The following is a 12,439-nucleotide window of genomic DNA, read 5'->3' as shown; positions in this document are numbered from 1 at the left end:
GGTGCCAAGTCGGACGTAATGTTCAATGACACATACAAGGTTGCTACTAATGATCTGGGCTGGACGAGTTAACGCGATAGTAGGATTGCTTGCCGCGGTGGGTGTGGTTTTTTTGATCGCTGCACTCTGTATTGATCGCAGCCATTTCACGACCGTGGGCATCCTTTTCTTTCTGGCGTTTACCTTTCTGGCGGCTGCCCTCCTCCTTAAGGCTGGAACGCTAATCGCTGATGCGGGCTATCGCGCCGTCAAGGGTGAGCCGTTGATCTATGAACAACGAGTCTCGCTTTCGGACGGAAAGACCGGTCGTATCGCGGAGTGATCGTAATAGGTCCTGTTGGAGGGGCGTTGGTCGCGCCGGCCAAAGCCGCAGCGTAGCGATGGACTTGCGCCTGCCCCTCCGGTAACCAAGGCCGGACGAATTTTTCTTGCGCGAGGAATGTGACCAATGGCCGATATCGAACGCGAATCCATGGATTATGACGTGGTCATCGTGGGCGCGGGGCCTGCGGGCCTGTCGGCGGCGATCCGGCTCAAGCAGCTTGATGCCGATCTGGACGTGGTGGTGCTGGAGAAGGGCTCGGAAGTTGGGGCGCATATTCTGTCTGGCGCGGTGCTGGACCCGTGCGGCCTTGATGCGCTGATTCCGGATTGGAAAGAGAAGGGTGCGCCGGTCAATGTGCCGGTGACGAAGGACAATTTTTATATCCTTGGCGAAGAGGGCAAGCTGCGGGTGCCCAACTTCCCGATGCCGCCGCTGATGAACAACCACGGCAACTACATCGTTTCGATGGGCAATGTCTGCCGCTGGATGGCGGAGCAGGCGGAAGAGCTGGGGGTTGAGGTGTTTCCCGGCATGGCCTGCTCGGAGCTGATCTATGAGGGCGACCGGGTGAAGGGTGTTGTGGCCGGTGAATTTGGCCGCGATCCCGACGGCACGCCGGGCGCGGGCTACGAGCCGGGGATGGTGCTGAACGGCAAGTATGTGTTCCTCAGCGAGGGCGTGCGGGGATCGCTCTCCAAGGAGGTGATCGGCAAATACGGGCTGGCCGAGGGGCATGAGCCGCAGAAATACGGGCTTGGAATGAAGGAGATCTGGGAGATCGACCCGGCCAAGCACCGCGAGGGCACCGTGACCCACACGATGGGCTGGCCTCTGGGCGGCAACGCAGGTGGCGGCTCCTTTATCTATCATCTTGAGAACAATCAGGTTTACGTGGGTTTCGTGGTTCACCTGAACTACAAGAACCCGCATCTCTTCCCCTACATGGAATTTCAGCGGTTCAAGCATCATCCGATGGTGGCGGAGTTGCTGGAGGGCGGTAAGCGCGTGGCCTATGGCGCGCGGGCGATCACCGAGGGTGGCTATCAGTCCATGCCCAAGATGGTGGCGCCCGGTGTGGCGCTGCTGGGCTGCTCGGTGGGCATGGTCAACGTGCCGCGGATCAAGGGCAACCACAACGCCATGCTCTCTGGCAAGGCCGCGGCCGAGGCGGCCTTTGAGGCGATCAAGGCGGGGCGTGAGGGCGACGAACTGGCGGCTTATGAGGCTGAGGTGCGCGGCGGAGCGATTGCCAAGGATCTCAAGAAGGTGCGCAACGTGAAGCCGATGTGGAGCAAGTGGGGCCTCTGGCCGTCGCTGGCGCTGGGCGGCTTGGACATGTGGACGAACAACCTCTTTGGCTTCAGCCTGTTCGGCACCCTGAAGCACGGCAAGAACGATGCCGATGCCACCGGGCTGGCCGCCGACCATGAGCCGATTGAATACCCCAAGCCCGACGGCAAGCTCAGCTTTGACCGGCTGACCAATGTGTCTTTCTCGATGACCAACCACGAGGAAAGCCAGCCCTGCCATTTGAAGCTGAAGGATCCGTCGGTCCCGATTGCCTTCACCCTGCCGAAATACGCCGAACCGGCGCAGCGCTACTGCCCGGCGGGCGTGTATGAGGTGGTGGAGAAGGATGGCAAGGAAGAGTTTGTCATCAACTTCCAGAACTGCGTGCATTGCAAGACCTGTGACATCAAGGATCCGCCGCAGAACATCAACTGGACGGTGCCGCAGGGCGGTGACGGGCCGAACTACCCCAACATGTGAGGGGCGGGCGCGGCAGGGCCGTCACGATGGCGCGAGAAATCGCGTGACAAGGGCTGTCGTGGCCGGGGATCGTATTGTTTTGGTAAGCACAGGGGTCTACCGTGCGCCGACAATGAACAATAAAAGGTAGATCGGCCCCGCCATGAGCACCCCGCGCCTTAGATCACTGCTTCGCACCGCCGCCACGCTGACGCTGGCCGTGAGCCTTGCCCTGCCCGCCGCCGCCCAACAGGCCGACAGGGGGCTTTCCGGCGCGTATCTCGCGGCCCGTGTGGCCAGCTATAACAACGATTTTCGCGCCGCCGCCGATTATTACACCCGCGCTCTGGTGCGCGACCGGACGAACCCGTTTTTGCTGGAAAACGCCATCTTGGCCTTCATCGGGCTGGGCGACTTCAAGGCCGCTGCGCCGATTGCCCGGCAGATGGTGGAGACTTCCGAGGACAGCCAGATCGCGCAGCTGGTGCTGATTGCCGAGGAGCTGCGCAAGAAGAACTATGCCGGGGTACTGGAGAGCATCGAGGCGGGTGAGAGCGTTGGCCCGCTGGTGGACGGTCTGGTGCGGGCTTGGGCCGAGCTGGCGCAGGGCAATATGGACCGCGCGCTGGAGGCTTTCGATACCGCTGCTGCCGATACCGGGCTGAAGGCGTTTGGCCTGTATCACAAGGCGCTGGCCTTTGGGGTGGCAGGTGATTTTGAGGCGGCCGACAACATCTTTTCGGGCCGCGAGGCCGGGCCGCTGCGGCTGACCCGCCGGGGCGTGATTGCCCATGTGCAGGTGCTGAGCCAGCTGGACCGCAACGAGTCTGCGCTGGAGCTGATGCAGAAGGCCTTCACCCGCGACCTGGACCCAGAGCTTGCCGCCATGCGCACGCAGCTGGAGGCCGGAGAGACCCTGCCGTTTACCGTGATCCGCTCGGCGGATGACGGGCTGGCAGAGGTGTTTCTCTCGGTGGCCGGTGCGCTGAATGGCGAAACCTCCGACAGCTACACGCTGCTCTACGCCCGCGCCTCCGACTACCTGCGCCCGGATGGCAACACCGAGGCGCTGCTGCTGGCGGCTGAGCTGCTGGACCAGATGGAGCAATACGAGCTGGCCACCCGCACCTATGAGCGGGTGCCGCAGAGTGACCCGGCCTTCCATGCTGCCGAGATGGGCCGCGCCGAGGCGCTGCGCCGGGCTGGCAAGGTGGAGGCGGCCACGGAAGTGTTGCGCCAGCTGGCCAAGTCGCGCCCCGATATTCTGGGAGTGCACATCGCGCTGGGCGACATCCTGCGCGGGCAGGAGGAATGGGCGGCGAGCGAAGCGGCCTATGACAAGGCAATTGCGCTCTTCGAGAGCGATCTGGAGACCCATTGGGTTGTTTACTACGCGCGGGGCATCACCCGTGAGCGGATGGAGACATGGGACGGTGCCGAAGCGGATTTTCGCAAGGCGCTGGAGTTGCGCCCGAACCAACCGCAGGTGCTGAACTACCTTGGCTATTCCTACGTGGAGATGGGTGAAAACCTCGACGAGGCGCTCGACATGATCGAACGCGCCGTGGCCGAGCGGCCCGATAGCGGGCATATCACCGACAGCCTCGGTTGGGTGCTTTATCGGCTGGGCCGCTACGATGAGGCGGTGGCCCATATGGAGCGGGCAACCGAACTGCTGCCAGTGGACCCGATCGTCAATGACCATCTGGGCGACGTTTACTGGGCCGTGGGCCGCCATCTTGAGGCGCAGTTTCAGTGGAAGCGGGCGCTGAGCTTCGAGCCGGAAGAAAAGGACGCGGAGCGCATCCGGCGCAAGCTGGAGGTGGGGCTGGACGAGGTTCTGGCCGAGGAAGGTGCACAGCCGCTCGCAATCGCCAATGACGAAGGTTGAGGCCTTCGCCCCGGCCAAGATCAACCTTGCGCTTCACGTTACAGGCCGCCGCAGTGATGGGTATCACCTGCTCGACAGCCTCGTGTGCTTTGCCGATGTGGGCGATCACCTGATCCTGCGCGATGCGGCGGGGATGAGCCTTGGTGCCTCTGGCCCGTTTGGGGCAAGCGTGCCGCCGGGGCCTTCCAACCTTGTGTTGCAGGCTGCGGAGCTGATGGAGGCCGAGGCCGCGCGGCTTGGGCTGCCGGCGGGCGGCGTCTCTATCCAGCTGGAAAAGAACCTGCCGATCTCTTCCGGCCTCGGTGGCGGCTCGGCGGATGCGGCGGCGGCGCTGCGGGCGCTTTCGGAGTTGTGGCGCCTGCCCATGCCCGGCCCGCACAGGCTGGCAGAGGCGCTGGGCGCGGATGTGCCGGTTTGCGCCGATCCGAGCGTTGCCTACCGGATGCGCGGCATTGGCGAGGAGTTGACGCGGATCGAGCGGATGCCGCAACTCAACCTGCTGCTGGTCAACCCGCGGGTGCCGGTTTCGACGGCGGCGGTGTTTGGGCGGATGGAGCGGCATGACAACGCCCCCCTGCCGGAGCCGCCCGAGGCCCCCACGCGCCGCGAGCTGGTGGATTGGCTCACGTGGCAGCGCAATGATCTTGAAGCCCCCGCCTGCTCGCTGGCCCCGGAGATTGCCGAGGTGCTTGATGAGCTGCGGCTAATGGAAGGGGTGATGCTGGCGCGGATGTCAGGCTCTGGTGCGTCCTGCTTTGCCATTTTCGAGGACAATGAGGCCCGCGACCGGGCCGCCGGGATGCTGCGCGATGAGCGGCCCGAGTGGTGGGTGGCCGAGGGCTGAGCCCGGCGTCAGCGGATGCGGGCGACCACGTAATCGGCGAGGTCGATGAGCATGTCGCGCATGTCGCTTGCGGGCAGCGGCGCGAGGGCCGCCTTGGCGCGGTCGGCCCATGCGGTGGCCTCGGTGCGGGTGGCCTCCAGCGTGCCGTGCTTTGCCAGAAGGCCGAGCGCGGTTTCCAGATCGCCCTCGTCCTGACGCCCGCGCTCGATGCAGCGCTTCCAGAAATCGCGCTCTTCCGCATCGGCCAGCGCCACTGCCTTGATCACCGGGAGGGTCAGCTTGCGCTCGCGGAAATCGTCGCCCACGTTCTTGCCGGTCGCCCCGGTGTCGCCCGCGTAATCAAGGTAGTCATCGACGATCTGGAAGGCGATGCCGAGTGCGTCGCCATAGTCGAAGAGGGCGCGGGTGGCCTCGTCGGCGGCACCGGAGATAACCCCGCCCGCCTCTGTTGCCGCCGAGAACAGCGCCGCCGTCTTGCCGCGCACAACCTTGAGATAGACGCTCTCATCGGTCTTCAGATCCTGCGCCGCGCTCAGTTGCAGCACCTCGCCCTCGGCGATGGTGGCCGCCGCGTTGGAGAGGATCGAGAGCACCCGCAGGTTGCCCGGCTCGACCATGAGCTGGAAGGCGCGGGCGAAGAGGTAATCGCCCACCAGCACGGAAGATTTGTTATCCCAGAGCAGGTTGGCGGTGGGGCGGCCCCGGCGCTGGGCGCTTTCATCGACCACGTCATCATGCAGCAGCGTGGCGGTGTGGATGAACTCGACCGTCGCGGCGAGGTGCACGTGGAAGGGGCCGGCGTAGCCACAGAGCCGCGCCGCGGCGAGCACCAGCATGGGGCGCAGGCGTTTGCCGCCTGCCTCGATCAGGTGGGCCGACACCTCGGGGATGCGGGGGGCGTGTTCGGAGGCCATACGCTCGGCGATGAGCGCGTTGACCGCGGCCATATCGCCCTGCAACGCCACAGCCAGCCGTTCATGTGGTTTGGTCTGCGCCGCCGTCTCTGCTTTCTTCAGCACGCTCACGCTCCTGTAACCCCGCTCGACAGCCGCCATCGCTGCGCTTAAGTCTTTGTCCATGAAGGCCGTTCTACGCACCACCGACCCGACACAACTCGCATTCGCCAAGGCGCTCCTGACCGGCGAGGATATAACTTGCTTCGAAATGGACGTCCATATGAGCGTGCTCGAAGGCTCCATAGGCGTTTTGCCGCGGCGGCTGATGGTGGCGGATGCCGAGCATGAGGAGGCCGCCGAGATCCTGCGCGACAACGGGGTGGAAGGTGTTGTCGACTGAGGCGCGGCGCGATCGGTATCTGGGCGGGCGCGTGCAGGCCTGGCAGCCGGTGGCGGGCTATCGGGCCGGGATGGATGCGGTGCTGCTTTCGGCAGCGGTGCCCGCGCAGGCCGGACAGACGGCGCTGGAGCTGGGCGCGGGGGCCGGTGTGGCCAGCCTGTGCCTTGCGGCCCGGGTGACAGGCTGCCGGGTCACGGCGGTGGAGCGCGATGCGGCCTATGCCGCGCTTGCCCGCCGCAATGCCTGCGAGAACGACGGCGCGGTGGAGGTGGTGGAGGCCGACATTGCGGCCCTGCCGCCAGAGCTGAAGGCCTGCAGCTTTGCCCATGTGCTGTTCAACCCGCCCTATTTCGACCGCAGCCGCGGCAAGGCCTCGCCCGATCCGGCGCGAGAGGCGGCGATGGGCGAGGAAACGCCGATTGCAGAGTGGGTCGATGTGGCCGCCAGAAGGCTGGCGCCGCTGGGCCTGCTCACGGTGATTCACAGGGCCGAGCGCCTGCCCGAATTGCTGGCGGCGCTCCAGGGGCAGGGCGGGTTTGGCGGGCCGCAGATGCTGCCGCTGGCCGGGCGTGCGGGGCGGGACGCCGGGCGGGTGATTGTGCAAGCCCGCAAGGGCGGGCGGGCCGATGCACGGCTGGTGGCCCCGATGGTGCTGCACCGGGGGCCGGCGCATGAGCGGGATGGGGACGACTTTACCGAAGAAGCGGCTGCGATTTTGCGGGAGGGCGCGCCGCTCACCCGGCTCTTGTGACAGCTCTGTGAAATCTTAACCCTTTCGAAAGCTTTGCACTTGACCTTTATCCACAGCCCAGTTGCGCGGCATGGGTGACACGACTCAGATTCTGTGCTGCAATCAGCGGGCTGACCCATAACCATAGAGGAGATACTCATGTCCGTGACTGCCCATCTTCAGGAGCTTCGTCGCAAACACCAAGTACTCTCGGCCGAAGTGGAAGAGGCACAACGCAGCCCCGGGGCGAGCGATTTAAAGATCGCGGAGATGAAGAAGCAGAAACTTCGTCTGAAAGAAGAGATCAGCCGGTTGGCGACTTAAGCTTTGGCGAAGTGAGCTTCACGGCGCTGCGGCTTGCCCGAGCGGCAAGCGCGGCGCCAAGCGAGATCAGGAGGGCGGAGGCGGCCAGCCACTCGGTCGGCTTCGCCACATCTGCGAGCACGAGCGCAAGGGTAGAGAGCAGCGGGGCCGCATAGGAGGCGGTGCCCAAAAGCTGGATGTTGCCGCGCTTCATGCCGATATCCCAAGTATAGAAGGCAAGGCCCACCGGCCCCAGCCCCAGCGCGAGCATGCTCGCCCAGCCCAGCGTGCCCTGTGGCCATGCGGTTTGCTCCAGCGCGAGGTGGGCCACCGCAGAGAGCAGGGCGGAGGCGAGGCAGAAAAGGGTGACAACTTCGGAGGGGGCCGTTCCGAGGCGGCGCGACAGCACCGAATAGCTTGACCAGGTGAGCGCGCAGGCGAAGGCCAGACCGTAGCCAAGCGCCCATTCGCGGGTAAATCCGCCGCCATCGCCGGTGATCACAACCGCCGCCCCGGCAAAGCCGAGCAACGCCCCGATTATGTGCCCGGCCCGCAACTTTTCGCCCGGCAGGAGGCCGGAGAAGAGCACGATGAAGAGCGGCCAGAGATAGGCGATGAGCCCGGCCTGCGCGGGCGGGGCAACGCGCAGGGCGGAGAAGTAGAGCAGATGGTAACCGAAGAGACCGGTGGTGCCGAAGACGATGACCTTCCAGCCCGGCGCGAGCATGCGGGCAAAGCCGCCGGGCCGCGCGGCGCACCAGACAAGCCCGATGGCCCCGCCAATGGTGAAGCAGATGGCGTTGAGCTGAAGCGGCGGCACCGGTGCGGAGCCCACGGTGAACAGCGCCAGAAGCGCCCAGAGCAGGATGGCGGTGAAGCCGATGGCGGTGGCGGCGGGGCGTGTCATCCCGCCGGTCTAGCCGGGGTGCGGACAAAGAAAAAGGGCCGACCGCATGGCCGACCCCTTGCTTGCCTTCGCGTCGGGTTCAGACGAAGAACTGAGCGCCGTTGGCCGAGATTGTGGAGCCGTTGATGAAGCCCGCATCATCGGAGGCAAGGAAGGCCACGCAGCGGGCGATTTCCTCGGGCTCACCAAGGCGACCGGCGGGGATCTGGCCGATGATGCTCTCGCGCACCTTCTCGGGCACGGCCATCACCATCTCTGTGGCGATGTAGCCCGGGCAGACCGCGTTGGCGGTGATCCCGGCGCGGGCGCCTTCCTGGGCCAGCGATTTGATGATGCCGAGGTCACCGGCCTTGGTGGCGGCGTAGTTGACCTGTGCAAACTGGCCTTTCTGGCCGTTGATCGAGGAAATCACGATCACCCGCCCGAACTTGCGCTCACGCATGCCGGGCCAGACCGGGTGGACGGTGTTGAAGACGCCGGTGAGGTTGGTGTCGATCACGTCTTTCCACTGCTCGGGCGTCATCTTGTGGAAGGGCGCATCGCGGGTGATGCCTGCGTTGGCCACCACCACGTCGATCGGGCCGAGATCGGCCTCGACCTGGGCGATACCGGCCTTGGAGGCCTCGTAATCGGCCACGTTCCACTTGTAGGTCTTGATGCCGGTGGCCTCGGTGAAGGCCTTGGCCTTCTCGTCATTGCCCGCATAGGTGGCGGCCACTTCGTAGCCATCGGACTTCAGCTTTTTGGAAATGGCTTCCCCGATCCCTCGGGAACCGCCGGTGACGAGTGCAACGCGGGTCATATGATTCTCCTCCTCCGTATTGGTAATCTTGTTACGCAGTTGAAATTGGACGCGCAACTATATTGCGCGCCCTCTTCTGCGTTCTCTCGGCTTAGGGGCGTTCGAGGCACATGGCCACGCCCATGCCGCCGCCGATGCAGAGGGTGGCGAGGCCCTTCTTGGCGTCGCGGCGCTGCATTTCGAAGAGCAGGGTGTTGAGCACGCGGCAGCCCGAGGCGCCGATGGGGTGACCGATGGCAATGGCACCGCCGTTCACGTTCACGATCGAGGGATCCCAGCCCATGTCCTTGTTCACGGCGCAGGCCTGCGCGGCGAAGGCTTCGTTGGCTTCCACGAGGTCGAGGTCGGAGACGCTCCAGCCCGCCTTGTCGAGTGCCTTGCGGGAGGCGTAGATCGGTCCGACGCCCATGATCGACGGGTCCAGCCCGGCGGTGGCGTAGGAGGCGATGCGGGCCAGCGGCTGGATGCCGCGCTTCTCGGCGTCATCGGCGCTCATCAGCAGCACGGCGGCGGCGCCATCATTGAGGCCGGAGGCGTTGGCGGCGGTGACGGAGCCCTCTTTGGTGAAGGCGGGGCGCAGCTTTTGCATGGCTTCCATGGTCGCGCCGTGGCGGATGTACTCATCCTTGTCGACCACGATGTCGCCCTTGCGGGTGCCAATGGTGTAGGCGGTGATCTCGTCGTCGAACTTGCCGGCCTTTTGCGCGGCTTCGGCCTTGTTCTGGGAGGCAACGGCGAACTCATCCTGCTGGTCGCGGGTGATCTGCCACTGGTCGGCCACGTTCTCGGCGGTCTGGCCCATGTGGTAGCCGTTGAAGGCATCCCAGAGACCATCGCGGATCATCGTGTCGATATACTTCATATCGCCCATCTTCTGGCCCTGACGCAGGGAGGCGCAGTGGGGGGACATCGACATGTTTTCCTGCCCGCCCGCAGCCACGATCGAGGCATCGCCAAGCTGGATGTGCTGGGCCCCGAGCGCCACGGCGCGCAGGCCGGAGCCGCAGACCTGGTTGATGCCCCATGCGGCGGCCTCGGTGGGCAGACCGGCGTTGACATGGGCCTGACGGGCGGGGTTTTGGCCCTGACCGGCGGTGAGCACCTGGCCGAGGATGGTTTCGGAAACCTCGCCCTTTTCGATGCCCGCACGCTCAACGATGGCCTCCAGAACGGCCTTGCCGAGATCATGGGCCGGGGTGTTGGCGAAAGAGCCGAGGAAGGAGCCCACAGGGGTCCGCGCGGCTGAGGCGATTACGACGTTGGTCATGAGACATCCTTTCCCGATGGCTGGGGCGGGGTGTCTGTGTTTGCGTGCCTGATTGACCCGACTCCACCCCGCCCGGATCACAGCCATGGGTAGAGCTTTGGCGGGGGTGACGCAAGGGCGGCATTGCTGCGCTGCGGCAAAATGCTGCGCTGCGGCGTTGAGCCGGAGCTGAGGCGGATTGGCCTGCGCCCCGTGGCCCGCTTAGCCGGTGCGGCGCATGCCTTGGGGAAATTCCTTCCACCCCGGTGAGGTGGTGGGGGCGCCGAAGTGGTAGCCTTGCAAGCAATCCACCCCGAGCGCTGAAAGCGCGGCGGCATCATCGGCGTTTTCGACGAATTCGGCCACGGTGAACATGTCGAAGTGGCGGGCGATGGAGACCATGGCCTGCACCAGCACGCGGTTGTCGGGGTCGTGGCTGATGCCGCGCACGAACTGCCCGTCGATCTTGAGGATATCGAAGAAGAAATCCTTGAAGTAGCGGAAGGCGGTGTAGCCCGCCCCGAAATCATCCAACGCGAAGGAAATGCCGCGGGTTTGCAGATCGAGCATGAAAACCGAGGTGATATCGGGCATGATCATGGCCGAGGCTTCGGTGATCTCAATGATCAGGCGCTCCGCCAGCGTTGGCTCCATCGTGAGGCCGCGCTCCAGCGTCTGCATCCAGCGCGGATAGCCGATGGAGCGGGCCGACATGTTGATGGCCAGCCGCAGGGCGGGGGCCTGATGCAGCGCTGTCAGCCCCATTTCGAGCGCGAGACAATCGATGATTCGACCGATCTCGTTGGTTTCGCAAGCGCCGATAAACTCCCGCGCGGGAATCACCCGCCCGGTGTCATCGAGCACGCGGATCAGCCCCTCGTAAAAGGCGGTTCTGCCGTGATCGAGGGTGCTGACGATGGGTTGAAAGGCGAGCATGACATCGCGCCTGTCCAGCGCGGCGCGGACCATCGACAGGATATTCTCGTCGCGCTGGCGCACCGCTGCGCCGAGCGGAGAGGTGTCATTGGCCTCGAAGAATTGCCGCCGTGGTTCTGCTCCGGCCATTGCATGCTCCGTTCTGACAGGTGCCGACAGGATGCACCTTGTTCTCCTAAGAAATCCTGAATATTCATATTTTGTTCTAATTTTAGGGATGGGTGCAGGATGGGCGAGCGCTGCGGCTGGGTCGGGCAGGACCAGATCTACATCGACTACCACGATGAGGAGTGGGGCGTGCCGGAATTTGACGGGCGGGCGCTGTATGAAAAGCTCATGCTCGACGGGTTTCAGGCCGGGCTCTCGTGGATCACCATTCTGAAAAAGCGCGACAATTTTCGCGCCGCCTTCGAGGGGTTCGAGCCTGCGCGGATTGCCGTATGGGGCGAGGCCGAGGTGGCGCGTTGTCTGGCTGATCCGGGGATCGTGCGGCACCGGGGCAAGATCGAGGCGGCCATCGGCAATGCGCGGGGCTGGCTGGAGATCGAGGCGAGGGAGGGGTTTTCGGCCTACCTCTGGAATTACGTCGACGGCAAGCCGGTGCAGAATCGCTGGCCCTCGCTGGCCGAGGTGCCCGCGAAGACGGCGGTTTCGGAGGCGATCTCGAAAGACCTGAAGAAGCAGGGCTTCCGCTTTGTCGGGCCGACGATCGTTTATGCCTTCATGCAGGCGGTGGGCATGGTGAATGACCACGTGGTGGGCTGCCCGCGCCATGACGCCTGTGCCGCCCTTGGGTGAGGGCAGGCCAAAAGAGATTCGGTGAGTATTTTCAGCAAGAAAATGAACGGGTTGCGCGCTATTCCACCAGCGCTGCGATGATGGCGCGGGCGCTGTCGCTGTTCCATTCGGCATCGCCTGTGAGGCGGGCAACCTCTTGGCCCTCGGCGTTGAGGATCACCGTTACCGGAAGGCCCAGGACGCCCATGTTGCGGGCCAGTTTTTGGCGCGGGTCGCGGTAGACCGGTAGGTCGGCAAGGCCGATTTCGGTGAGAAAGCGGGTGACGGCGCCGTCGGGGTTGCGCCCGGTGGCCACGGTGACGACGCGGGCGCCCTTGCCCTCGAAGGCCTCCCCAAGTTCGGCCAGCGCGGGCATTTCCTTGCGGCAGGGGGCGCACCATGTGGCCCAGAAGTTGAGGATGATCACCTCGCCCTTCAGGTCGGCAAGGGTAACGGGGCCATCGGGGCCGTCGAAGGCCTCGGTGGGCACGTCGCGGGGCGTGGAGTGCACGGCGAGCTTTTTCATGCTGCCGTCGCGCAGGGCGGCAATGTCTTGGGCGCTTGCGCTGCCCGTGTTTGCAGTGAGGCTCAGCGCCGTGTAGAGAACCGCGGCAATCAGACGTTTCATTCCCA

The 12,439-nt window shown here is 64.8% G+C and carries 14 protein-coding genes; 8 read left to right on the top strand and 6 right to left on the bottom strand.

Going from position 1 to position 12,439, the window contains the following annotated elements; genetic code table 11:
• Positions 1-49 precede the first annotated feature (49 nt).
• From ACXAG6_RS17995 to ACXAG6_RS17980, 4 genes are all read left to right on the top strand, one after another.
• Positions 50-322, top strand: a complete 273-nt coding sequence (locus ACXAG6_RS17995) for a hypothetical protein (protein ID WP_475339254.1) — start codon at positions 50-52, stop codon at positions 320-322.
• Between the two features lie 126 nt (positions 323-448).
• Positions 449-2,095 (top strand): electron transfer flavoprotein-ubiquinone oxidoreductase, encoded by a 1,647-nt coding sequence (locus ACXAG6_RS17990; protein WP_475339253.1) that lies wholly within the window; start codon positions 449-451, stop codon positions 2,093-2,095.
• A gap of 142 nt (positions 2,096-2,237) precedes the next feature.
• Positions 2,238-3,965: a tetratricopeptide repeat protein gene (locus tag ACXAG6_RS17985; RefSeq protein WP_475339252.1), complete on the top strand. Its 1,728-nt coding sequence runs from the start codon at positions 2,238-2,240 to the stop codon at positions 3,963-3,965.
• Positions 3,952-4,809, top strand: a complete 858-nt coding sequence (locus ACXAG6_RS17980) for a 4-(cytidine 5'-diphospho)-2-C-methyl-D-erythritol kinase (protein ID WP_140015527.1) — start codon at positions 3,952-3,954, stop codon at positions 4,807-4,809. The genes ACXAG6_RS17985 and ACXAG6_RS17980 overlap by 14 nt, the downstream gene beginning before the upstream one ends.
• An 8-nt stretch (positions 4,810-4,817) precedes the next feature.
• Here the strand turns inward: ACXAG6_RS17980 and ACXAG6_RS17975 are convergent, their stop codons facing one another.
• A complete protein-coding gene (locus ACXAG6_RS17975) occupies positions 4,818-5,756 on the bottom strand; it encodes a polyprenyl synthetase family protein (RefSeq protein ID WP_475339516.1) in 939 nt (312 codons plus the stop codon).
• A gap of 130 nt (positions 5,757-5,886) precedes the next feature.
• Here ACXAG6_RS17975 and ACXAG6_RS17970 point away from each other — a divergent pair, with 130 nt between their 5' ends.
• From ACXAG6_RS17970 to ACXAG6_RS17960, 3 genes are all read left to right on the top strand, one after another.
• Positions 5,887-6,105, top strand: coding sequence for a putative signal transducing protein (locus ACXAG6_RS17970; protein WP_140015526.1), 219 nt, complete (start codon positions 5,887-5,889; stop codon positions 6,103-6,105).
• A complete protein-coding gene (locus ACXAG6_RS17965) occupies positions 6,092-6,856 on the top strand; it encodes a tRNA1(Val) (adenine(37)-N6)-methyltransferase (RefSeq protein ID WP_475339250.1) in 765 nt (254 codons plus the stop codon). The genes ACXAG6_RS17970 and ACXAG6_RS17965 overlap by 14 nt, the downstream gene beginning before the upstream one ends.
• A 138-nt stretch (positions 6,857-6,994) precedes the next feature.
• On the top strand, positions 6,995-7,159 hold the full coding sequence (locus ACXAG6_RS17960; RefSeq protein ID WP_140015524.1) for a YdcH family protein: 165 nt from the start codon (positions 6,995-6,997) through the stop codon (positions 7,157-7,159).
• Here the strand turns inward: ACXAG6_RS17960 and yddG are convergent.
• The 4 genes from yddG to ACXAG6_RS17940 all read right to left on the bottom strand — a co-directional run bounded on the left by yddG (position 7,140) and on the right by ACXAG6_RS17940 (position 11,158).
• Positions 7,140-8,045, bottom strand: a complete 906-nt coding sequence (gene yddG / locus ACXAG6_RS17955) for an aromatic amino acid exporter YddG (RefSeq protein ID WP_475339249.1) — start codon at positions 8,043-8,045, stop codon at positions 7,140-7,142. The two genes, ACXAG6_RS17960 and yddG, sit on opposite strands and share 20 nt — an antisense overlap.
• 79 nt (positions 8,046-8,124) lie before the next feature.
• Positions 8,125-8,847, bottom strand: a complete 723-nt coding sequence (phbB, locus tag ACXAG6_RS17950; protein WP_140015522.1) for an acetoacetyl-CoA reductase — start codon at positions 8,845-8,847, stop codon at positions 8,125-8,127.
• A gap of 91 nt (positions 8,848-8,938) precedes the next feature.
• The gene (locus ACXAG6_RS17945; protein WP_475339248.1) at positions 8,939-10,114 is read right to left on the bottom strand and encodes an acetyl-CoA C-acetyltransferase; all 1,176 of its coding nucleotides are present in this window, start codon (positions 10,112-10,114) and stop codon (positions 8,939-8,941) included.
• Positions 10,115-10,315: 201 nt separating this feature from the next.
• The gene (locus tag ACXAG6_RS17940) at positions 10,316-11,158 is read right to left on the bottom strand and encodes an EAL domain-containing protein (protein WP_475339247.1); all 843 of its coding nucleotides are present in this window, start codon (positions 11,156-11,158) and stop codon (positions 10,316-10,318) included.
• Between the two features lie 99 nt (positions 11,159-11,257).
• Here ACXAG6_RS17940 and ACXAG6_RS17935 point away from each other — a divergent pair, with 99 nt between their 5' ends.
• On the top strand, positions 11,258-11,827 hold the full coding sequence (locus ACXAG6_RS17935) for a DNA-3-methyladenine glycosylase I (RefSeq protein WP_475339245.1): 570 nt from the start codon (positions 11,258-11,260) through the stop codon (positions 11,825-11,827).
• Positions 11,828-11,885: 58 nt separating this feature from the next.
• On the opposite strand, the gene ACXAG6_RS17930 is transcribed toward ACXAG6_RS17935, so the two are convergent.
• On the bottom strand, positions 11,886-12,434 hold the full coding sequence (locus ACXAG6_RS17930) for a TlpA family protein disulfide reductase (protein WP_475339244.1): 549 nt from the start codon (positions 12,432-12,434) through the stop codon (positions 11,886-11,888).
• Positions 12,435-12,439 lie beyond the last annotated feature (5 nt).

The sequence above is a fragment of the Vannielia sp. ABF1_015 genome, assembly GCF_056160745.1.
The sequence above is the reverse complement of the archived record's forward strand: the minus strand, read 5'-3'. Positions and strand labels throughout refer to the sequence as shown.